This window comes from Methanofollis fontis, assembly GCF_004297185.1.
Taxonomy (GTDB): domain Archaea; phylum Halobacteriota; class Methanomicrobia; order Methanomicrobiales; family Methanofollaceae; genus Methanofollis; species Methanofollis fontis.
Map to the genome: position 1 here is coordinate 303022 of NZ_PGCL01000001.1, position 20144 is coordinate 323165.

The 20144-nt window shown below is 62.7% G+C and carries 21 protein-coding genes; 7 read left to right on the plus strand and 14 right to left on the minus strand.

The annotated features are described in order from the left end of the window. Nucleotides 1-17 precede the first annotated feature (17 nt). Entirely contained in the window at nucleotides 18-257 is a 240-nt protein-coding gene (locus CUJ86_RS01480; protein ID WP_130645790.1) for a hypothetical protein, read from the plus strand. Between the two features lie 6 nt (nucleotides 258-263). On the opposite strand, the gene CUJ86_RS01485 is transcribed toward CUJ86_RS01480, so the two are convergent. Continuing rightward, nucleotides 264-2033, minus strand: a complete 1770-nt coding sequence (locus tag CUJ86_RS01485) for an MASE3 domain-containing protein (protein WP_165394725.1) — start codon at nucleotides 2031-2033, stop codon at nucleotides 264-266. A 76-nt stretch (nucleotides 2034-2109) separates the two neighbouring features. Here CUJ86_RS01485 and CUJ86_RS01490 point away from each other — a divergent pair, with 76 nt between their 5' ends. Further along, on the plus strand, nucleotides 2110-3300 hold the full coding sequence (locus tag CUJ86_RS01490; protein ID WP_130645792.1) for a cation:proton antiporter: 1191 nt from the start codon (nucleotides 2110-2112) through the stop codon (nucleotides 3298-3300). 16 nt (nucleotides 3301-3316) lie between these two features. Here the strand turns inward: CUJ86_RS01490 and CUJ86_RS01495 are convergent, their stop codons facing one another. Continuing rightward, nucleotides 3317-3556 (minus strand): PspC domain-containing protein, encoded by a 240-nt coding sequence (locus CUJ86_RS01495; protein WP_130645793.1) that lies wholly within the window; start codon nucleotides 3554-3556, stop codon nucleotides 3317-3319. Between the two features lie 86 nt (nucleotides 3557-3642). Here CUJ86_RS01495 and CUJ86_RS01500 point away from each other — a divergent pair, with 86 nt between their 5' ends. Next, nucleotides 3643-4125 carry a DUF2124 domain-containing protein gene (locus tag CUJ86_RS01500; RefSeq protein ID WP_130645794.1) on the plus strand — a complete coding sequence of 161 codons (483 nt, stop codon included), beginning with the start codon at nucleotides 3643-3645 and terminating at the stop codon, nucleotides 4123-4125. A gap of 3 nt (nucleotides 4126-4128) precedes the next feature. Here CUJ86_RS01500 and CUJ86_RS01505 read toward each other — a convergent pair whose 3' ends face one another. The 6 genes from CUJ86_RS01505 to mptA all read right to left on the minus strand — a co-directional run bounded on the left by CUJ86_RS01505 (nucleotide 4129) and on the right by mptA (nucleotide 9678). Then, entirely contained in the window at nucleotides 4129-4326 is a 198-nt protein-coding gene (locus CUJ86_RS01505) for a hypothetical protein (protein ID WP_130645795.1), read from the minus strand. 198 nt (nucleotides 4327-4524) lie between these two features. After that, nucleotides 4525-5388 carry a coenzyme F420 hydrogenase subunit beta gene (frhB, locus tag CUJ86_RS01510; protein WP_130645796.1) on the minus strand — a complete coding sequence of 288 codons (864 nt, stop codon included), beginning with the start codon at nucleotides 5386-5388 and terminating at the stop codon, nucleotides 4525-4527. A 10-nt stretch (nucleotides 5389-5398) separates the two neighbouring features. Then, nucleotides 5399-6160, minus strand: a complete 762-nt coding sequence (gene frhG, locus CUJ86_RS01515) for a coenzyme F420 hydrogenase subunit gamma (protein WP_207231369.1) — start codon at nucleotides 6158-6160, stop codon at nucleotides 5399-5401. A 280-nt stretch (nucleotides 6161-6440) separates the two neighbouring features. Continuing rightward, nucleotides 6441-6965 (minus strand): coenzyme F420-reducing hydrogenase, FrhD protein, encoded by a 525-nt coding sequence (gene frhD / locus CUJ86_RS01520; protein WP_130645797.1) that lies wholly within the window; start codon nucleotides 6963-6965, stop codon nucleotides 6441-6443. 13 nt (nucleotides 6966-6978) lie between these two features. Continuing rightward, nucleotides 6979-8346: a coenzyme F420 hydrogenase subunit alpha gene (gene frhA, locus CUJ86_RS01525; RefSeq protein WP_130645798.1), complete on the minus strand. Its 1368-nt coding sequence runs from the start codon at nucleotides 8344-8346 to the stop codon at nucleotides 6979-6981. 396 nt (nucleotides 8347-8742) lie between these two features. Continuing rightward, entirely contained in the window at nucleotides 8743-9678 is a 936-nt protein-coding gene (gene mptA, locus CUJ86_RS01530) for a GTP cyclohydrolase MptA (RefSeq protein WP_130645799.1), read from the minus strand. 138 nt (nucleotides 9679-9816) lie between these two features. Here mptA and ilvC point away from each other — a divergent pair, with 138 nt between their 5' ends. Together ilvC and CUJ86_RS01540 are read left to right on the plus strand one after the other, a co-directional pair. Then, nucleotides 9817-10809 (plus strand): ketol-acid reductoisomerase, encoded by a 993-nt coding sequence (gene ilvC / locus CUJ86_RS01535; RefSeq protein WP_130645800.1) that lies wholly within the window; start codon nucleotides 9817-9819, stop codon nucleotides 10807-10809. 146 nt (nucleotides 10810-10955) lie between these two features. Then, nucleotides 10956-11438: a flavodoxin family protein gene (locus tag CUJ86_RS01540; RefSeq protein ID WP_130645801.1), complete on the plus strand. Its 483-nt coding sequence runs from the start codon at nucleotides 10956-10958 to the stop codon at nucleotides 11436-11438. On the opposite strand, the gene purL is transcribed toward CUJ86_RS01540, so the two are convergent. Next, nucleotides 11416-13488 (minus strand): phosphoribosylformylglycinamidine synthase subunit PurL, encoded by a 2073-nt coding sequence (gene purL, locus CUJ86_RS01545; protein WP_130646203.1) that lies wholly within the window; start codon nucleotides 13486-13488, stop codon nucleotides 11416-11418. The genes CUJ86_RS01540 and purL overlap by 23 nt on opposite strands. 91 nt (nucleotides 13489-13579) lie before the next feature. On the opposite strand from purL, the gene CUJ86_RS01550 reads away from it, so the two are divergent. Then, entirely contained in the window at nucleotides 13580-14191 is a 612-nt protein-coding gene (locus CUJ86_RS01550) for a translation initiation factor IF-2 subunit beta (RefSeq protein WP_130645802.1), read from the plus strand. A 114-nt stretch (nucleotides 14192-14305) separates the two neighbouring features. Here CUJ86_RS01550 and CUJ86_RS01555 read toward each other — a convergent pair whose 3' ends face one another. Next, the gene (locus tag CUJ86_RS01555) at nucleotides 14306-14575 is read right to left on the minus strand and encodes a DNA-directed RNA polymerase subunit L (RefSeq protein WP_130645803.1); all 270 of its coding nucleotides are present in this window, start codon (nucleotides 14573-14575) and stop codon (nucleotides 14306-14308) included. A gap of 124 nt (nucleotides 14576-14699) precedes the next feature. Between CUJ86_RS01555 and CUJ86_RS01560 the strand changes: the two genes are divergently transcribed. Further along, nucleotides 14700-15974 carry an APC family permease gene (locus CUJ86_RS01560; RefSeq protein ID WP_130645804.1) on the plus strand — a complete coding sequence of 425 codons (1275 nt, stop codon included), beginning with the start codon at nucleotides 14700-14702 and terminating at the stop codon, nucleotides 15972-15974. Here the strand turns inward: CUJ86_RS01560 and CUJ86_RS01565 are convergent. Genes CUJ86_RS01565 through CUJ86_RS01580 form a run of 4 tightly spaced genes read right to left on the minus strand, consistent with a single transcriptional unit; the run spans nucleotide 15971 to nucleotide 20028 of the window. Next, on the minus strand, nucleotides 15971-16690 hold the full coding sequence (locus CUJ86_RS01565; protein WP_130645805.1) for an MBL fold metallo-hydrolase: 720 nt from the start codon (nucleotides 16688-16690) through the stop codon (nucleotides 15971-15973). The genes CUJ86_RS01560 and CUJ86_RS01565 overlap by 4 nt on opposite strands. A 1-nt stretch (nucleotide 16691) precedes the next feature. Further along, nucleotides 16692-17981 carry an ATP-binding protein gene (locus CUJ86_RS01570; protein ID WP_130645806.1) on the minus strand — a complete coding sequence of 430 codons (1290 nt, stop codon included), beginning with the start codon at nucleotides 17979-17981 and terminating at the stop codon, nucleotides 16692-16694. Nucleotides 17982-18025: 44 nt separating this feature from the next. Next, nucleotides 18026-18901, minus strand: coding sequence for a type II methionyl aminopeptidase (map, locus tag CUJ86_RS01575; RefSeq protein ID WP_130645807.1), 876 nt, complete (start codon nucleotides 18899-18901; stop codon nucleotides 18026-18028). Then, on the minus strand, nucleotides 18898-20028 hold the full coding sequence (locus CUJ86_RS01580; RefSeq protein WP_130645808.1) for a M24 family metallopeptidase: 1131 nt from the start codon (nucleotides 20026-20028) through the stop codon (nucleotides 18898-18900). Before CUJ86_RS01580 ends, map begins: the two co-directional genes overlap by 4 nt. Between the last annotated feature and the right edge of the window lie 116 nt (nucleotides 20029-20144).

The window sequence follows — 20144 nt, forward strand, 5'->3', positions numbered from 1 at the left end:
AGGGCGAGGTGGGAGTGATGGCCGAATCCTGGAAAAAAGCAAAGGCAGAGGCGGAGAGCCGCGGCCTCCAGCACGTCTACCATGACATCGATGCCGGCACCTACGGGGCATGCAGGGCAGACGAACGGCAGGGAGCCTTCTCCTGCGGCGTCTTCACCGAGCACCGCTGCATCCACATGCCCGCATCGCTGAGTGCAGAGGAGATGGAAGAAAAAGAACGGGTGTTTCTCAGGGAAAACCCGGACTGGGCAGGGTGAAGGGGATCACATCCTGAACCTGCCGGGGGGAACTGCGATCTCGAAACAGGCACCGAAACCCGCCCTGCCGGTCTCGGTGATCGTGATGTCGGTGATCCCCAGGATCTCCCGGATGAGGAACAGGCCATATCCCTGATTTTTGCCAAATCCAGCCCTGAAAATCGCCTCCTTCTCGTCCGGGGGCACACCGACGCCGTCGTCCTCGCAGCGGATCACCAGGGTGCCGTCACGCACGACGCTCGAGAAACGGATCGCCGAGACCTCCCCACCGTGGTTGAGGGCATTGGTGATCAGGTTGCAGAACACCTTCTCGAGCATGGGATCGGCATAGACGCGCACCCCGTTCAGGTCGGCGTTCACCAGGGCGTTCACCCCGTTCAGGGCCGCACAGGAGCGGATCAGGGCGCCGGGTTCCTGCCAGACCGGCGGGGTATTGCCCATCTGCTGGTATTCGGAGGTGAACCTGAGGTCTTGCTCGATGCCTGAGGCCATAAGATGCGCTTTTTCAACATACGGAGAGGATACACCCATATTCTCCGCCAGATCCAGGTAACCGTCCAGGGCCATCAGGCGGTTGAGGATATCGTGGCGGGTGATCGAGGTGAGCAGGGCGAGTTTCCGGTTCGCCTGCGCCAGCGCCTCCTTTGCCAGGTATTCCTCGGTGACATCGGCGCCCGACGCCAGTACACCAACCGTCCGTCCGTTTTCGTTCTCCAATACAGCGTTTCTCCACAGGATGCGTCGCACCGCCCCGTCCGCCCCGACGATCTCGTTCTCGTGGACCAGGGCATCGGAGATGCCGGTGTCGATCGAGGCGATCATCGAGCGCACCCCCGCCCGGTCCGCCTCCGGGACATATGATGCCACCCAGTCGGTGCCGATCACCTCCTCCTGGGTGCACCCGATCAGGCGTTCGCCCTCGCAGTTGATCAGGAGCACACGCCCCTGCAGGTCGAGCACCAGGATGATCACCGCCGCAATATCCAGGTAGTTCTGCGCCCGGTCCCGCTCGTCCCGCGCCTCGGCCTCGGCCCTGGAGAGGTTCCGGAAGATCAGGGCATACGGTCTCTGGAGACCGGTCTCAATGATTGCACAGTAGACAAATGCAAATGCCCCGATCTCCAGCACGGTGCCGGCGGATGCGGAGAGCACCGGGAAGATCATAACGGATACTCCGGAGAGAAGGAGGAGGAATATGGCGGCGATCAGGTATCCGAGCACCCAGGCATCGAACTCGTCCCGCCGCTTCCAGAAAAGGTAGCCGGAGAGGGCGAAGGCGCAGGCAACGACGACACCGGCAAGAGGGATCAGCATGGGGGCAGGCGGTGACACGAACGGGATGAGGAGCATGACACCGGAGAGCGCCATCAACATCCCGAAGATCTGCCATTCCGCCCCCTTCTTGCCGGTCATCGAGAGGGCGATGAGAAAGGTTGCGGCCTCAACCCCCACCGCCGCCCACCCAAAACCCGCATTCAGCATGAAGGCCGACGACACCAGGGGTTCTGGGAGAACAGAGATCGAATGGGCCATTCTGAGGACGCTGACAAAGAGAAAGCCGATCCCGAGACTGACCAGAAAATCGTTCTTCTGAAAACGCCTGACATTCCAGGCTGTGACAAATATAACACCAGAAATGACAACGGCGATCATTTCGCCAAGAAAATGGGCAGCCGCAGGATTGAAAAACTGGATCGCCCCGAGTGAGCAGATGAAGAGGAAAAGGACAAAGAGGTTGAGGGAGACCTCTTTCCCGGGGGGGAGGGGCATTCTCATCCAATAATAATTAAGATGCAATATAATACTTCTGATCCGATCCCTTGATAACCCCGGCGAGACATCCACCCCCTGCATGAGCACAGAGATCGTCACCTCGATCGAGTTCCAGATGAGCCTCCTCCTCTTCATCGCCCTTGCGGGCTACCTTGTGGCCTCACGCCTCGACCAGTCGGCAGTCATTGGTGAGATCCTGGTCGGGATCGTCGTCGGCCCGAGTCTGCTCGGGCTGATCACCTACACCGATTTTGTCGCCAGTCTGGCCGCACTCGGCGCCGTCATCCTGCTCTTCGTCATCGGGCTTGAGTTCAACCTCCGCGACATCCTGGACGTCAGATATGCGGTGATCGCTCTTGCGGGGGTGATCGTCCCCTGGTTCGGCGGCTACTGGCTGACCCTGGCGCTCGGCTACGGATTTTCGAGTGCGGTCTTTATCGGGACGGCGATGACCGCCACCAGCATCGCCATCACCGCCAACGTGCTCCGCGAGATGGGGATGCTGAGCACCCCGGTCGCCCGGGCGATCATCGGAACGGCGGTGATCGACGACGTCCTCTCCCTGATGGCCCTCTCGATCACGGTGGACGTGGTCTCGGGCACCTTCTCCCTCCTCTCGGTCGGCACCGTCGTCGCCAAGGACGTTGCCTTCATCCTGATCGCCGGATATGCCGGCATCCGCTTTTTCGCCCCCATGCTGGAGCGGGTGGACCGCCTCCCCTTCGCACAGCGCTACCCCGAGTTCGTGTTCATCACGGCGATGATGTTCGCCTTCCTCTTCGCCATGGGAGCGGAGGCCGTCGGGATATCGGCGATCATCGGGGCGTTTATCGCCGGCATGTCCTTCAGGGGGGTGGACCTGACCCATTCCCACGACCTCAAGGAGGGGGCCGAGTACCTGCATATCATCTTCGCAGCGATCTTTTTCGTCTCCCTGGGCATCCTGGTCGACATCACGGCACTCACCCCCGACATCATGCTCCTCCTGGTGCTGCTGACGCTGGTGGCGGTGATCACCAAGGTCGCCGGGTGCGGCATACCGGCCCGCCTGCAGGGGATGTCGGTGCACGACTCCCTGGCCGTCGGCTTCGGCATGGGGCCGCGGGGCGAGGTGGCGATGATCGTCGCCCTCATCGGGCTGAACCTGGGGCTGCTGGAGGGTGGGATCTATGTGGCGATCGTACTGATGAGCCTGATTACAACGGTGATCACACCGATCGTCTACCGGAACTGGCTGTTCAGGAAAATGGACCGGCAGAGCCCGGGTTGATCAGGAGGGACCCTGATCACTGCCCTTCCCTCTCCTCCTGCACACTGAACTCGGCATCGATCACGCCCTCCTCCTCTTCCGGGATCAGGAACCAGGCGATGAGATAGGCAGCAACGCCGGTGACCACAAAACCCAGAAGGGCAAAGAGCGCCCAGAGCACCCGGACCACCGTCGGATCGATCTCCAGGTAGCGGGCGATGCCGCTGCAGACCCCTGCAATGATGCGGTCGTCCCGCGGACGGATGAGTCGTTTCATTCCCACAGATCATCCTTCGGCACTCCCCATAAAAAGGGTTCTGGGGAGGGGATCACACTTAAGCCTCGCCGGGGACATGCTATCCCATGGAAGAGAAAGAACGCCTCAAAGGCGTGCCCGGCATGCTCAGGCCCTTCAAGGCATGGCTGAAGGGTGCCGCCCTCCCCGACGGCGCCCAGATCGTCTATTACGGTTGTCCGGGCACCTGTACGCCATTCATCGAGCTGCTCGCCTTCGCCACCCGCGACCTCCCCTATGAACAGGTCTTCGTCCCCTACCTGGACGAAGAGAAGGCCCGGACGATCCGTGCTGAAAAAGATGTCGGGATGCAGATCGGCGATGCACCGGCGTCCCTCTCACCGGCGGTGGCAGTGATCATGGGGGGACTTGCGATGCCCAACATTCCGGTGGAGGCCGGAGCGGCGGCAGAGATGCTGGCGCGGCACCCGGAGGCCCGGCGGATCGGCGTCTGCTTTATGAGCATGTTCGAGCAGGCGGGCTGGCTCGACACCCTCGATTTCGACCTCCTCATCGACGCCGCCATCGACCCGGTGACCGTGTACGCCTGACCTTCAGGCCGTCATCACCATCGGGTCCCGGCCCTCAAGGACCCTCAGGAGGTCCTTCATCATTTTTTCTACCTGCGCCCGTCCGGCAGTCCGGTCCCCGACACGCAGTGTCAGGTCTCCCCTCCGGATCAGCGACAGGGCGGCGATCCCCTCGAACAGGTTCATCTCCGCAAGTTCCTCAAATGTTATCGCCTCGTTCATACGTCCCCCGGAAGATACTATCAGGGCGATCCTATAAATCCTTTCCTCAGAGCAGAAGGCGATCCAGGCGAGTATCACGGATATTTAAGAACAGAAATCGGGAATTAACCAATTTATCGATTCCCTGTAGCGGCAAAACGGAAGAAGTGCCGGGGCATTCTTCCGGCCCACCCAGAGACGTGCAAAAATATGGTGGGTTTAGAGGTAGGGGTTCCGGAGACCCTTACCGACACCGAAGGTTGCACGGGCGTCCAGGGTCTTCTGGTTCTTCGTGATCTTCTCGGTGGCGAGCTTGGTCACGAGGTCCAGACCGGGCTTGACATCGGCGATGTCCTTGGTCTCGAAGCAGCCGGCGGCGATCGCCTTGGCCCAGACATCATCGCCGACAGCCGTCCTGACAAAGACCGTGCTCCAGCCGTCCGGGGCGCCGACCGATCCGGTCGAGACATCGGCCAGGTTGGAGACATAGTCCAGGCAGACGTGGCAGCCGGGCTGCTCGTACTTGTGGGTGATCTTGAGCGGGATCTGGGAGACCGCACCGCGCTCGGTGTAGGCCCAGAACTTGCCCTTGCCGATGTCCATCTTGGTGACAGACTCGAGTTTCTGGTTGCAGTGGTCCTCGACGATCGCCTCGATCGACTGGTAGGAGAAGTTCTCCATGCAGAAGATGCCGATGGCCAGGGCGATCTTGTCGGGGACGTCGCGCATCCCGATCGGGTAGAGCTGGGCCTTGCGGACCGCCTGCATCTGGCAGGGGGTGCCGACAATACCAACCTTGTCGAGACCGTAGCTGCGGGTCGCCTCCTTCAGGAGGGCGACGTTCGGGGAGAGGTTATATTTCGTGCCGCGTGCCGCAAGAAGCTCGGCCTTGGTCGTGGCAACGACCGGTTCGGGCTTCCAGGGCTCGTCGGACGGCCCTGCGACGATGGCGCCGTCGATGATCCCCTCTTCGAGTGCATACGCGAAGAGCTGGGTGACAATACCGCCGTCCTGGGCTCCCTTCAGGATTTCCTTGTCAGCGCTGCGTGCAGCAACAACAGACTTGTAGTTACCGAGTACCATTTACTTCACCTCACTCCATGACTCCTTTGATGAGTTCGGTAATGCCCTCGAACTCGTTCATCACATCGAAGTTGAAGAAGCTCCTCGGGCACTGTGCATAGCAGGCGCCGCACTTGATGCAGAGGTCGCGGTCGACATTCGGCTTGCCGTATTCGATCGTGATCGCACGGACCGGACAGGCGGCGGCACAGGTACCGCAGCCCATGCAGAGGCCCTGGTTGATCACGTCATACATCAGGTCGCAGCCGCAGGCCTCGTCGCCGCGCTTGGCAAGATCCATGAGCGGCTTGAGGTATGCCGTTGCGAGCTCCTTCTGCTCGTCGGTGCCCTTCAGCAGCAGGTATGCCATGATGGCGACGTTCCTGATCTGCTGCGGGGTCGGCGCACAGCCGGGGATGTAGAGGTCAACATCGATCAGCTCGCCGATGGGCACATATGACTCCATCTGCGGCTGGTTCCACTGGCCACCGCGGGCGAAGCGGGTGATGTTCCCGTATGCCGCACAGCCGCCGAGGGCGACGACGACCTTCGCCTTCTCCCTGGTCTCCTTGATTTCATCGACAGAACTCTTGTCCTGCAGACAGACCGATCCCTCGACGAGGGCGACGTCCATCTCTGGGACATGCCTGACATCTACGAGGGTCAGTGCGTAGACAAGTTCCGCGTAGTTGTCAAGTATTTTGAAGAGTCCTTCGTAGTTGTCTGCAAAGGACACAAGACACCCGGTACAGCCACTCAGGTGCACGTGCCCAACGGTAATTTTCTCTACCACAGGCTTTTCCTCCTTTGTATTTTCAACCTTTTCTTCCACTTCGATCTCAGAAGGCTTCACATCGGGTCTGGGTGCCGGTTGAGCAGTCTCTTCCGGCGCCTCAACCGATTCGGCAGGCGTTCCGGCAGGCGCCTGCCGGGCCTCTTTGACGGATGCAGGCCTCGGAGCGGGGGTCGGAGCAGGCTTTTTCACCCATTTCACCGAGCCCTTTTCCTCAGCGGGAGTCTGCTCCGCCCCGGCTGCGGGTACCGCCGCCGGTTTCGGTGCAGGAACGGGCTCCTCAGGCCTGGGTGACTCCTTCTTCCCGAAGATCTCCTTTAATTTTGATAGTAGCCCCATAATCCACCCCAATTTCTTTGAGTACATGACGTACTGCTTTGGGAATGGCCAAATTTACCTCATCTGTGAGCCCCAATTCGAAATTGGGTTCGGTAACGCGCTTTGGCTGACATCCAATAATCGTGATGTCGACCCGTTCCTTGAGCATCTGGAGCGGTTCGACCAGATTCCATGAGTGGACGTCCCGGTAGCTTCCCGGAGGAAGGTCATCCGGTGTAAGACGGACGAGTGTGCCCGGTTCTGCACCGAATTCAGCAATATCAACGATCACCAGTTTCTTCACCGGTTCGTCTGACTGAGCCATCAGGGTAAACAGGTAGTGCGGTCCGCCGAGTCCTCCATCGATTACCTTGACATTCTCCGGAAGGTCGAGCTTCTGAAGTTCCTCGACCACCGCAGGGCCAAAGCCGTCATCGGCGAAGAGGGGGTTTCCGCACCCCACAATCACGATTTCCTGGAACAGCATGCGTGTATACCGCTCATTCGATGAGTTTCTGGGCCACTATCCTCTTGTCCTCGTCGACCACCAGCATGTGGGTCGCACATGAAACACACGGATCATATGCACGCACAATGACCTCAGCAAGCTGCCAGGGTGCGCCCTCGAGGGCACGGCTGCAGGTCGGGAAGTTCCAGGTGGTCGGGACGAGCAGCGAGTACCAGCCGACCTTGCCGTCCTTGACCTTTGCGAGGTGGACATCGGTTCCACGCGGGGCCTCGTTTGCCGCCCAGCCAAGGGTTCCGTCGCCCTGCGGGATCTCGTCGGCAATGACCTTGCCGGAGGTGTCGAGGGCGTCGGCAGCCTCCATCATACCGTAGAGGCACTCCATGTATTCCATCTGCCGTGCAATCTGCAGGCCCATGGCTCCCTTCTTGTCGAAGTTCTTGAACTGGACAAGACGGGCACGCGGCCCGACCTCGACCGGCTGACCGTCATACAGGGGCACGCCCATGCAGGCCTCCATCTGCGGCCAGGCCTTGGAGCCTGCCGGGGTGGTGCCGCCGACCGGGTAGTTCGGCTCCTCGTAGTCGATCTCGGTCTCACCCATGTACCAGTCCCAGGGGCGGACCTCGGTCCAGCGCTCCGGGAACCAGGTCGGGTTCTCATCCAGGCTGCTGCTGCCGTACATCGGAGCGGTGGCCATGTAGCCCTGGTTGTGGAAACCAAAGGTGTCGGGCACCGGCACTTCCATACCGCCAACCTCAACGGTGTCACGGTTCTGGAAGTTGTTGAAGACGGCGATCATGAACTCCATCTGCTCGCGTGCAAGGGGCAGGGCCTCCTTGGCGAGGTCATAGACCTTCTGCTTGGCCCGCGGGCTGATGTTCTTGTACATACCGCCGATGCGGGGGTTGGACGGGTGCACCGCCTCGCCGCCGACGATCTCGCCGATGGTCTGGCCGACTTCACGGAGCTTCTGGATCCGCAGAGCGACCGAGCGCACCGGCTCCTCAGCCGAGAACGGGTTGATCTTCGTGTCCGTGCCCGGAATGTACATGTCGGGCAGGGAGAGGATGTTGTGCAGGGCGTGCGAGTGCAGCCTGTTTGCGCACTGGAGGATGTACCGGAGGAGCATTGCGTCCTCGGGGACTTCACATCCGATAGATGCCTCCATCGCTTCAGTACCGGCGAGTGTGTGGGCAATCGGACAGATACCACAGACGCGGGATGCGATCTTGGGCACCTGGTGCATCGACTTGCCGATGGCGAGTTTCTCGATACCCCTGACGGGAGTCAGGCTGAGCCAATCACCACGCTCGACGATGCCGTCGTCGTTTATCTTGAGAACGAGTTTCGTGTGTCCCTCGTGTCTCGTCGTTGGGGAAATCTCTACAACTTTCGACAAATATATCGCCTCATTATGGTTTGGGTTGTTCAACCAGCGATACCACTTCGAACCTGTGCAATAGGTGTGACACGTACCACAGAAGTACGTCTGATGGAGTTATCTCACGTTTTTAGTTATACCTTTCGCTTTAACACCGATCAAAAGACCCTTCCATTCATTTTATTCGAAGAGGATGCTCCGATCACTGGGAGGAGATTAATTATTAATTTTTCATTATATTGGCCGCATTTTATCCACATATACCGCAAAAAACAGCCAAAATTACCCACAATATGGCCATATTTAACATCTGTGCCGAAGAAAGGGGTAATCGGGTTAAACAAACCGGATCTACCGATCCGGAGGGGGGGAAGCGCGGCGTGAAAAAATTTCAGCCCGAAAAAAACTACGGGGTTATTCCCCGTTCAGTTCGTTGATCAGTTCGGCCAGAGTGGCCTTGCGCTCGGCATAGGCATCGTGCTGGTGGATGCTCTCCTCGTTGGTCTGGCGGATCAGGATGATCGAATCGCCGGGCAGGTTGCCGAAACCGGCGACGACATGCCGGGCCATCTCACGGACACAGTCCTCGACAAACCGCGGGTTCCGGTGGGCCTGCATCACCACATAGTTCTCGTCGCCGCGTTTGAGGAGCTCATAGATGCGGGCGCTCATCGAGTCCTTGAGCACGGCGATGATCGCCTCCAGGGAGACGTGCTGGTCGTCGTCGGTCTCGATGGAAAGGAAACCGCGGCCACGCTGGTTGTGGGTGGCCATCGGCACCTCCTCGAAGAAGGCGTCGATCTTGTCCTTCGGGATATCGAGGTTCTGCATCACCTTGGTGGCATGGTCCTTGACGATGTCCTGTGCACACGGACAGGCGGTCATGCCGGTCACCTCGGCACCGATGATCTTTCTGATGATCGGGGCGTGACCGGTGCGCTTGGCGATGGCGCGGGCATGCACCTTCACCACCTCGTGGCAGCTCGTCTGCGAGACCGGGGTCTCCCGGCGGATCATGAACTGGCTGCGCATCTTCACCTCGGTCCGGTCGGCATACTCGTGGTGGTCGAGGAGTTTGCGTGCAACAACACTGCAGAGCTGTTCTATCTCATTGACTTCACCGTTGATCGCCTCCTGCAGCACCTCATCGATCACCTCGAAGTTGCGGGAGAGGTTTGCACCCTTCAGGCTCCCGGGAAGGTCGACGAAGACATCGAAATTCGAGATAAAAATGACCGGGCGTTTGCCGGGACGGGTGACTTCAACCAGTTTCTTTACATTTTTTACGCCGACCCTCGTCAGGTTGATGCGGACATCAGGTGTGGTCGACTGAACGTCAGGCAGTTCCATGTATCTAAACCTCAATGACTGGGACGAATTATCGTCGTTCCGGCGCCGAACAACCTATCAAGGCACCGGAATTAGAATGGAATTAGGTTTCCCCTATAATTATTTATGAACTTCGTTATCACATAATGCTGGTATCGTATGGTCGAGAAGTATTTTGATGCCGACGCCGACATGGGCGTGCTGGCCGGAAAAAGGATCGCGGTCATCGGCTTCGGGTCGCAGGGGCGAGGACAGGCCCTGAACCTGCGGGACTCGGGGTGTGACGTGATCATCGGGGTGAGACCAGGCAAAAGCTGGGAAACCGCGATTAAGGACGGCTTTGAGGTTTTCCAGGTGGCGGAAGCCGCACAGGCAGCCGACATCATTCAGGTACTCCTTCCTGACGAGAACCAGGCGGCGATCTACCAGGAGTCCATCAGGCAGGGGCTCGTGAAGGGCAAGACCCTGATGTTCTCCCACGGCTTCAACATCCTCTACGGGCAGATCGTCCCCCCGCCGGACGTGAACGTGGTGATGGTGGCGCCGAAGGGGCCGGGCCACATGGTGCGGCGGACCTATGAGGAGGGCAAGGGCGTGCCGGCGCTCATCGCCGTGGAGCAGGACGCCACCGGCGACGCCAAGGCGATCGCCCTCGCCTATGCGAAGGGGATCGGCGCCACCCGCGCCGCCGTCTTCGAGACCTCCTTCAGGGAGGAGACCGAGACCGACCTCTTCGGCGAGCAGGCGGTGCTCTGCGGCGGCTGCACGGCGCTGGTGCGGGCCGGTTTCGAGACCCTGGTCGCAAACGGGTATGCCCCGGAGATGGCATATCTCGAGGTGCTCCACGAGCTGAAGCTGATCGTGGACCTGATCTATGAGGGCGGGTTCACGAAGATGCGCGACTCCATCTCCAACACCGCCCAGTACGGTGACATCACCCGCGGCCCGCGCGTCATCGGGCCGGAGTCCTATGCGGCGATGCAGGAGATCCTGGAGGAGATCCAGGACGGCCGATTTGCAAAGGAGTGGATCCTGGAGAACATGACCCGCCGCCCGGTCTTCAACGCCCTCACCCGCGCCGACGAGGAGCACGAGATCGAGCAGGTCGGGGCCCAGATCCGGGCGCTGATGCCGCAGTTCCAGAACAAATAATCCATTTCTTTTTTTGGTCCTGGTCGATCATCGCCGCCACCGGGCGAGGAAAAGGACGCTCCTTTCCTGAAAGATCCAGGAGATCAACAGTTTGCACCCCCGCCGCATCCAGCAGAACCATATCCGATGGCGTCCACCCCTCATACATGACGACCTGCATCATTTTCTATTCGGCGACCGGAAACACCCGTATCCTGGCCCGGGCAGCGGCGAAGGCGACCGGTGCCGACCTCATCGAGGTGAAGGACCGCGCCGACTACTCTCGGGCGATGATGTATATCCGCGGGATCCCGCGGGCGCGGAAAGGGGAGGAGGGCGAGATCGATCCGGCGGAGATCGATGTGAGCGGCTACGACCTCGTCGCCGTCGGGACGCCGGTCTGGGCGTTCAAGCCCACACCGGCGGCAAACGCCATCGTGAGCGCCCTGCGGAACGGTGAGGGAAAACAGGCGATCGCCTTTGCGACGAGCGGCGGGATGCCGGGTGACACCCTGGAGATGCTGACCGATCGATTGCGGGGGCGAGGTATGGATGTCGTCGGCAGCGTCCATGTCCCGGAGCGGGACCTCAGTGGGGGAAAGGGGGCAGAACCCCTCATCCGCCTGATCAGAAGCGCATCTGGCGCGTGATCGAGGAAAGGGAGAACTCGATCTCCTCGGGGGAGAGGGTGACGCCCTCCGCCCCGGCGGTGATGCGGAGCCCCTCGCCGCCGACCCGGCCGATGATCCGGGCGGGAAGCCCTGCAAGCGCCGATTCGTCTGTCACTCCGACCAGGAACCGCCCGCAGGTCTCGGAGAAGAGGGCGGTGACGGCGTCGCCCTCGAGGGTCACCTCTGCATCGGGGGCGAGTTTGGCGAGGGCGGCGCAGAGACCGCCCCTGGAGATGTCGGTGATGCCGGTGAAGGCGCCGCCCCGCACCCGCTCCCGGATCAGGGAGAGGATCGAGGGGTCGGCCATCGGGGGCGCCTCGCCGCCGCAGCCGGTCAGGGCATCGAGCACCGAACCGCCCAGGTGGGCGCCCTCCGCACCGACGACGGCCAGCAGGTCGCCGGCGGCGGGACGGGTCCAGCGGCACAGCGGGCCCTTCCCGACCATGCCGATCGAGGGGGTGGGCCGGATCTCGGTGCCGTACTCGTCGGACTCGTTGTAGAGCGAGACGTTCCCGCCGACCACCGGCGTCGCCAGCGCCCGCGCCATATCGCCGAGGCCGAGCACGGCCTGCTCCATCTCCCAGAAGACCTCGGGGTGGAGTGGGCTTGCAAAGTTCAGGCAGTTGACGATGGCCAGCGGTTCGGCCCCCAGGCAGGCGAGGTTGGCGGCGTTCTCGTAGACGGCGTTGGCGGCGTTGGCATGGGGGAGCAGGGCGATGTGGCGGGGGTTGCAGCCGCAGGAGAGCACCAGGGCGGCATCCTCCAGCCTGAGCACGGCGGCGTCATGGGAGAGGGAGACCGAGCGCACCTGGACGTCGTGGTCGTACTGCTCGGTGATCCAGCGCTTCGAAGCGATGTCCGGGTGGGAGAGCACCGCAAGCGCAAGGGCCTTCAGGTCACCGGCAGGCGGGGTGTAGGTGGCGTCGTACTCCTTTGCCTGTTTTTCCAGGGCGCATCCCGGCGTCCCACCGACCAGGAGGTCGATCGGGAGGTCGCAGACGACCTCGCCGTTATATTCCACGATATAGCGCGGCTCTGCGATCACCTCGCCGATCTCGCTCCAGCGGAGGTCGTACTTCTCGGCGATCGCCCCGATGGCAGCGACATCGTCGGGCAGCACCTCCACAAGCATCCGCTCCTGCGACTCGGCGAGCATGATCTCCACCGGGTTCATGCCGCTCTCCCTGAGGTGGACCCGGTCGGCGGCGATCCGCGCCCCGAAGGTGCTCGCCATCTCGGATGACGCCCCCGCAAGCCCGGCGGCGCCGAGATCGCGGCAGGAGAGGAGTGTTCCGGTCGCCGCCATCTCCAGCGTCGCCTCGATGAGGAGCTTCTCGGTGAAGGGGTCACCGATCTGGACGCTCGGGCGGTCGGCGGCCTCGGAGTCCTCGGCAAGGTCCCGTGAGGCAAACGAGGCGCCGCCGAGGCCGTCCCTCCCGGTCGCAGAGCCGAAGAGGACGAAACGGCTGCCGGGCCGCTTCACCCGGGCGGTGAGATAGCGCTCCGGGTCCACGACGCCCACGCACACGACGTTCACCAGCGGGTTGCCGCCATAGGAGGGGTCGAAGACCGTCTCTCCCCGCACCACCGGCACCCCGATGCAGTTGCCGTAGTCGCCGATCCCGGCCACGACATGCTCGAAGAGGTAGCGGGTCTTCTCCTCGGCAAGGGCGCCGAAGTAGAGCGGGTCCATCAGGGCGATCGGCCGCGCCCCCATGGAGATGACGTCGCGCACAATCCCGCCCACGCCGGTGGCCGCCCCGTCATAGGGGTCGACATAGCTCGGGTGATTGTGACTCTCCATCCCCACGGCCAGGGCGAGGGTGTCGGAAAACCGGACGATGGCGGCATCGTCGCCCGGTCCCAGGAGGACGTTCTCCCCCTCGGTCGGCAGGGTCTTCAGAAGGGCGCGGGTGGAGCGGTACGAGCAGTGTTCGCTCCAGAGGTTCTCGAAGCAGGCCGCCTCCACATCGGTGAGATCACGGCCCAGCGTCCGGGTGATGAAAGCGAGGTCCTCGGCAGAGAGCATGTACACACTGATAGATCTGCCGCCCCTTTATATCCATCTCCGGGTGCCCGGGCGCCATCCCTTTTATCCGATCCCTCCCATACTATAGGACATGGCAGATCCCTACGAAGAATTGCTGAAGAAGGCATATTCCAATATCACCGAGGTCAGCGACACCGCTGAGCGGTTCCATATTCCGGATGCGAAGATCTATCTCGAGGGCAAGACAACGGTCATCGACAATTTCATCGATATCGCACAATACATCAGGCGGGAGCCCGACCACCTGATGAAGTACCTCGTCAGTGAACTCGGCACGGCCGGAAAGATCGAGGGCAACCGCGCCGTCTTCAACGGCAAGTTCGAAGAGGCCTCGATCACCTCGGCCATCCGTAAATATGTGGACGATTATGTGATCTGCTCGGAGTGCGGCCGCCCGGACACCCGCCTGGTCAAGGACGGACGGGTGCTCATCCTCCGCTGCGACGCCTGCGGTGGCCACCGCCCGGTCAGAAAGCGGCGGGCAAAGACCGAGGAGTCGTCCTCCCGCCTGGAGGAGGGATCGATCCTGGACGTGAAGATCGAGTCCATCTCCCGGCGCGGCGACGGCGTGGTGAAGATGGGGAAGTACATCATGTACGTCTCCAACGCCCGCCCGGGCCAGACGGTGAAGGTGAAGATCTCACGCATCTCCGGTTCGATCCTCTTCACCGAGCGGGTCTGACCCTCTCTTTTTTTCTGCTCCGGCACGTCCGGCAGCATATGATCCCCCCCATCAGTTACAGGCAGGAATGGAAGGGATCGAGACAATCTGAAAAGAAAAGAAAGAGGGGGCGAATTACAGCCCCTGGACCTGCCCGATCAGGTCGTTGCAGACGGCGGTGATGCGGTTGCAGGCCTCGATGACCACGGTCACCGGGTCCCGACCGCCCTTTGTCGTGACCAGAAGTTCGGGATCCGAGAACTGGTATTGTATCACGTATTTTGCCACATCCACGGTGGGATCGGCCAGGATCTCCTCGGTGAGGGCGTTCATGAAGGTGTGGCCCTGCCCCTTGAGGACCATGCGCACCATATCGCCTTCGCGTTCAAGGATCTTGATGTCCATGCACTCATACGTGGTGGGCAGGAGAGTATATAGATATGGGTAGGACGCCCCGCCCTTTTCCGGCCGTTCGAGTGGGGGGGCGGAAGCGGAGGAATTATTAGCAGAGCGGATTGATCCCCCTCTGATGACAGGAGAAGGACTGCGGCGGGAACTCGGGCTCCTGGAGGTGACCGTCTCCGGTGTCGGGATCATCCTGGGCGCCGGGATCTATGCGCTCCTCGGCGAGGCAGCCGCCCTGGCCGGGAACGCCGTCTGGCTCGCCTTCGGCATCTCGGCCGTGATGGCGGCATGCACCGGGCTCTCGTATGCAGAACTCTCCTCGATGTTCCCGCGGGCCGGGGCGGAGTACGACTATGTCCGCTGCGGCTTCGGGCGGCGCTGGGCGTTTGTGATCGGCTGGCTGATCCTGGCCACCGGGGTGCTCTCGACGGCGACGGTCTCGCTCGGTTTCGGCGGCTACCTCTTTGGCGCCACCGGGATCCCGGTCATTGCAGGGGGCGTCATCCTCGTGGCCGGGATCACGGTGCTCGCCATCCGCGGGATCCGGGAGACCGCCCTGTTTGCGATTGCCATGACCCTCATCGAGGCCGCCGGGATCGTGTTCGTGATCATCATCGGGCTGCCGCATATCGGATCGGTGGACTACCTGGTGATGCCGAACGGGTTTTCCGGGGTGTTCAGGGCGGCGGCGCTCGTCTTTTTCGCCTATATGGGCTTTGAGGAGATGGTGAAACTCGCCGAGGAGACCAGGGATCCGGAACGGACGGTACCGAAAGCGGTGATCCTGGCCCTGGCGGTGGCGGTCGCCCTCTATATGCTCGTCACGGTCAGCGCCGTCTCGGTGCTCGGCTGGGAGGCCCTGGCGGCTTCGCCAGCGCCCTTTGCCGAGATCGCCGGCGCCGTCCTGGGCGAAGGCGCCTTTACAATCATCATCCTGGTCGCACTGGTGGCGACCGCCAACACCGCCCTGCTGCTGATCGTGGCGGCGTCCAGACTCGCCTACGGCATGGCGGAGGGCGGGTCCCTGCCCGCCCCCCTCGCCAGGGTGCACCCCCGTTTCGGGACACCCTGGATCGCCGTCCTCACCGCCGCAACGCTGTCTGCGGTCTTTCTCTTCGCCGGCGGGATCGCCTATGTCGCCAATGCCACCAACTTCGCCCTCTTCCTCACCTTCATGGTGATCAACGCCACCGTGATCGTGCTGCGCCGGCGGATGCCCGAAACGGTGCGGCCCTTCCGGGTGCCGGGGACGGTTGCCGGCGTCCCCTTCGTGCCGGTGCTCGGCATCCTCTTCTCCTTCTCCCTGCTGGCACAGCTGGACCTGCCGGTCATCGGGCTCGGACTGCTCATCCTGGCCGCCGGCGTGGTCGGGGCGTATATCTGGGAGAGAAAAGGTTAGAGATCGAACGACTCCATGTCGGCCGCCAGATGGGGGGTGTCCCAGGGGATGAGGTGGCTGGCATGGGTGCAGCGGAAGGTGCGGGGTGTGAGGCTCCCGGCCAATTCCAGGGCTTCGCCATAGCTCATGTGTTTGCTGATGGTGTAGCCCTGCGGGGCGATGGCGTCCAGGAGCAGGAGGTCGGCGCCGGCGAGGAGGTCCAGGCTCCGGGCCGGGATGCGGGCGCTGCTGTCAGATGTGGTGGCAAACACGGCCCCCTCATGCTCGACCCGGACGCCGAAGGTCGGCATCGGGGGATGATGCACCGGGAAGAGGGTGACCTCAGCGCCGAAGAGGTCGAAGGAGACATAGGGTTCGGCCTCCTCCACCGTGAAGGAGAGGAATGAAAAGATCCGGGTGGTGGACGCCAGCGTTTCGGCGGCCGCGTACACGGGCGGGATCCGCTGCACCCGGTAGAACTCGCCGAAGCCCATGAAATGGTCGTAGTGGCCGTGGGTCCAGATGACGGCGTCGATATGGGGCGATCCCGCCGCCAGGAGCTGCGCCCGCAGGTCAGGGCCGGTATCGACCAGGATGGTGCGATCGCCGATCTCGACCAGCACCGTGGAACGAAGGCGCTGCCGCCCGGAACGGCGGGCCTCGGTGCAGACCGGGCAGGAGCACCCGATCTTCGGCGTCCCGATGGCGTCCCCGGTCCCGAGCAGCGTGACCTTCATCCTATCCCCGGGAGCAGGTGCGGATGACGCCGCGTCTGGCGATGTTGAGCACCGCCCCGTCAAGGTCGTCCTGGACCACCGAGCGCCGTCCGTCCATGAGGGCCGAGAGCACCGCCTCCTTCAGGGTCATCTTCAGGTCGGCACCGGAAAAACCCTCGGTAATGGCGGCGACTTCGGCAAGGTTGCCGTCGCAGTCCAGGGAACGGGAGAGGGTGCTCAGGATCGCCTCCCGCATGGCGGCATCAGGGAGGGCGAACTCGACGACCTCGTCGAAGCGCCGCCACGCCGCCTCGTCGAGGAGCTGCGGGTGGTTGGTGGCGCCGATGAGGACGACTCCGCTCTTCACCAGGCTGATCCGGTCGATGTTCTTCAGGAGCATGTTCACCGCCCGCTTCATTGCCCCGTGATCGTCGGAGATCCGGCTCTTGGCGACGAAATCGAACTCGTCGATGAAGAGGATGCAGGGCGAGAGGCTCTTTGCAAGGTCGAAGATCCGGTCGATGTTCTTCGAGGTCTCGCCGAGGTACTGGGAGGTGACCATGGAGAGGCGCACCTCGAGCACCGGCATGTGGAGCTCGTGCGAGATTGCCAGGGCAAGGGAGGTCTTACCGGTGCCGGGCGGACCGACAAAGAGAAGTTTGCCGACCTCGGAGATCCGGTGCTCCCGCAGGAAGTCACGGTTCTCGATCGCCGTCCTGACCCGGCGGATCACCTCTTCCTGTCCGGCGGTGCAGACCAGACCGTCCATCTGCTGCTCGATCTCCTCGGGGGCGGAGATCAGGACGAGGTCCATCGCCTCACTCAGGTGCTCGTCCTTTTTCATGACGGCAGCGATGCGGGACTCAAGGGCAATCCGGGAATCGGCGAAGCGGGGGTTCTGTCCCCGCACCTCCCCGTAATCGATTCCGAGCGAATCAAAGCCCCCGATATAATAGGCAAGAACCGGGTTGGACTCGATCCGCTCCCGTCCGCCATGGTGTGCGAACCACTCGGCGGCCGCTCGCATGTCGGTAAGATGGAACTGGAGATTGAGAGTATCGAACTCAACGAACGGGTTTTTCAGCAGGGCCTTCAGGGATTCGCCCGACGGATCGGCCACACGCTTCAGGAGACCCTCGGTCACCATCACCGGGCGCCTGACCTCGGGCTTTTCAGTGCCCTGCATGAAGAGGGAGCGGCAGGGGGGCGGGAGATCGTCGATGTCGAGGTGTTCGTTTTTGGTGTACACCTCCGCGGTCAGGAGGTACTCCATCAACCGCAGGACACCATCTCTGCTGTCAGCACTCAACATGGATGTAACATCACCTCTGGGGGTCTGGTTCCGATAATACTATCTCAGGCGGTCGTCACGATGGCGCCGTCGGCGGTGACGATCATGGTGTGTTCGGCCTGCGAGACAAAGGAGCCCGGGACGTCGTGGAGCACCGGGTAGCCATAGAAAATGCCGTTCTTCACCAGGGTGGAGAGGGCGAGGTCGAGGCGGTTCTGGTCGAGCCACCGTCGCGAGAACGGCATGCCCCGGCGCTCCCTGACGCTTGCGAGGATGCGCTTTGCCGACGGGAGCCTGACCGGCTTTACGGCTGTCTGCTGGTAGATCTCGATCCGCGGGCTGTCGCTGACGCGGCCGCTGCCGGTGGTGGCGAAGGGCTCGATGGCGATCGCCATCCCCTCCTCCAGCACGGCGCCGCCGCTGATCCCGACATTGGGGATGGTGGGGGCGGTATGGATCTGGTAGGGGGCGAGACCGTGGCCGGTGAGGTTGGCGACCGGGAGAAAGCCGCGGCCCTCGATCTCGGTCTGGATGACGGCGCCGATCTCGCCGGCGGTGACGCCCGGACGGACGGCGGCGATCGCCCGGTCGAGGGCGGCGCTTGAGGCCTCGACCAGGGCGGCATGGTCGCCCAGGTCCACCGTGAGGGCGGTGTCGGCGATCCGCCCCTCGATGGCGACGCCCATATCGAGTTTGACCAGGTCGCCCCCTGCAAACACCCGGTCGTCACCGGCGGCGGCGGTGTCGTGGGCGGCGTCTGCGTTGAGGGAGACGTTGAGGGGGAAGGCGATCTCGGCACCGCTCTCCAGGATCCGCGCCTCGACACTCTCGACCACCTCCAGAAGCGACCTGCCGGGGCAGATCATGGCGGCCCCCTCATCGATGATTCTGCGTGCGATCCGTCCGGCTTCCAGGTAGAGCTCCATCTCCTCGTCGGTCATATACTGAGATCCCTTCCATATCTGGTGAAATTGTCAAATCCGTTCACGGTGACCGCCCCCATGTCCTCGATCCGCACCCCGCCGGTCCCCGGATAATAGAGACCGGGCTCGACGGTGACCACGTTGCCGGCGGCGAGGGCACCCCCTGAGGGGGAGAGGGAGGGGGCCTCGTGCACCTCCAGCCCGACGCCATGGCCGAGGCTGTGCATGAACCCCCGGTCGCCGGCGTCATAGCCGGCGTCCCTGAACAGGGCCACGACGGCGTTGTGAACCGCCGATCCCGACACACCCGCCCGGATCAGGGAGATGCCCAGGTCCTGGGCCTCCCGGACGGCTTCGTGCATCGCCGCAACCTCGGGCGAGGGCTCGCCCCGCACCACTGTCCGGGTCATGTCGGCATGGTAGCCGGTGCGTTCGGAACGGGGGAAGACGTCGATGACGATCGGTTCGTCAGGGAGGAGGGGGCCCTCACCCTGGCGGTGGGGCATGGCCGTTTCCTCCCCACAGGCGACGATCGTGTCGCGGGCGATGTAGCCCCGCTCCATCAGGAAGAGGTGCATGGCGCTCCGCACCCGTTCGGAGGTGAGGGGGGCGCCGTCCAGGTGCAGCACACCTCCCTTCGGGTGGGAACGGCGGATCATGGCGATGGCGCGTTCCATCGCCTCCTGCGTGGCCTCCTGTGCCGCCCTGATGGCGGCGATCTCCGCTGAGGACTTGACGGCACGCATCTCCGCAACCGCCCCGCTCAGGTCCGCCCGCACCGACACCTGCCCCTCCAGGAGGTGGCCGAGCCAGTAGGGGAGGGATTTCGGGACGAGCACCGGGCCGCCGGCAAGGTCGGCGGCGGTGCGGGCGAGCGCCCGCCAGGAGTCCTTCTCCTCCTCAAGGTAGCGGAGGAAACCGGACTGGGCCCGCGTCACCGGCACCGCATCCGCCTCTGCCGCCGCCCGTTCGTACTCCATCTGGGGGACGACGAGCATCGCCTGCTCGCCCGTACGCCGCACATAGAGCAGAGGGTCGGAGACCGAAAAGCGGGTGAGGTAGCGGAAGTCCGCCTCTTCAGAGGAGGCATAGGCCACATAGGCGGCGCAGTCCGCCGCCCTGATTGCATCGTCGAGGGCGTCCATCGATCGTCACTCCGGCCGGGGGGTCGTCCGCGTACCTATGGGATTGTGGGCAGAAGTAGGTTCGCTACCCGGCAGTTCCGCTGCCTCCATGAAAACTACTTCTACTATCACGCGCA

What these genes read in the sequence shown, in the direction of transcription:
- CUJ86_RS01480 (WP_130645790.1), top strand. Translation starts at nt 18, where the DNA reads ATGGCCGAATCCTGGAAAAAAGCAAAGGCAGAGGCGGAGAGCCGCGGC.
- CUJ86_RS01485 (WP_165394725.1), bottom strand. Translation starts at nt 2,033, where the DNA reads ATGAGAATGCCCCTCCCCCCCGGGAAAGAGGTCTCCCTCAACCTCTTT.
- CUJ86_RS01490 (WP_130645792.1), top strand. Translation starts at nt 2,110, where the DNA reads ATGAGCACAGAGATCGTCACCTCGATCGAGTTCCAGATGAGCCTCCTC.
- CUJ86_RS01495 (WP_130645793.1), bottom strand. Translation starts at nt 3,556, where the DNA reads ATGAAACGACTCATCCGTCCGCGGGACGACCGCATCATTGCAGGGGTC.
- CUJ86_RS01500 (WP_130645794.1), top strand. Translation starts at nt 3,643, where the DNA reads ATGGAAGAGAAAGAACGCCTCAAAGGCGTGCCCGGCATGCTCAGGCCC.
- CUJ86_RS01505 (WP_130645795.1), bottom strand. Translation starts at nt 4,326, where the DNA reads ATGAACGAGGCGATAACATTTGAGGAACTTGCGGAGATGAACCTGTTC.
- frhB (WP_130645796.1), bottom strand. Translation starts at nt 5,388, where the DNA reads ATGGTACTCGGTAACTACAAGTCTGTTGTTGCTGCACGCAGCGCTGAC.
- frhD (WP_130645797.1), bottom strand. Translation starts at nt 6,965, where the DNA reads ATGCTGTTCCAGGAAATCGTGATTGTGGGGTGCGGAAACCCCCTCTTC.
- mptA (WP_130645799.1), bottom strand. Translation starts at nt 9,678, where the DNA reads ATGGAACTGCCTGACGTTCAGTCGACCACACCTGATGTCCGCATCAAC.
- ilvC (WP_130645800.1), top strand. Translation starts at nt 9,817, where the DNA reads ATGGTCGAGAAGTATTTTGATGCCGACGCCGACATGGGCGTGCTGGCC.
- CUJ86_RS01540 (WP_130645801.1), top strand. Translation starts at nt 10,956, where the DNA reads ATGACGACCTGCATCATTTTCTATTCGGCGACCGGAAACACCCGTATC.
- purL (WP_130646203.1), bottom strand. Translation starts at nt 13,488, where the DNA reads ATGCTCTCTGCCGAGGACCTCGCTTTCATCACCCGGACGCTGGGCCGT.
- CUJ86_RS01550 (WP_130645802.1), top strand. Translation starts at nt 13,580, where the DNA reads ATGGCAGATCCCTACGAAGAATTGCTGAAGAAGGCATATTCCAATATC.
- CUJ86_RS01555 (WP_130645803.1), bottom strand. Translation starts at nt 14,575, where the DNA reads ATGGACATCAAGATCCTTGAACGCGAAGGCGATATGGTGCGCATGGTC.
- CUJ86_RS01560 (WP_130645804.1), top strand. Translation starts at nt 14,700, where the DNA reads ATGACAGGAGAAGGACTGCGGCGGGAACTCGGGCTCCTGGAGGTGACC.
- CUJ86_RS01565 (WP_130645805.1), bottom strand. Translation starts at nt 16,690, where the DNA reads ATGAAGGTCACGCTGCTCGGGACCGGGGACGCCATCGGGACGCCGAAG.
- CUJ86_RS01570 (WP_130645806.1), bottom strand. Translation starts at nt 17,981, where the DNA reads ATGTTGAGTGCTGACAGCAGAGATGGTGTCCTGCGGTTGATGGAGTAC.
- map (WP_130645807.1), bottom strand. Translation starts at nt 18,901, where the DNA reads ATGACCGACGAGGAGATGGAGCTCTACCTGGAAGCCGGACGGATCGCA.
- CUJ86_RS01580 (WP_130645808.1), bottom strand. Translation starts at nt 20,028, where the DNA reads ATGGACGCCCTCGACGATGCAATCAGGGCGGCGGACTGCGCCGCCTAT.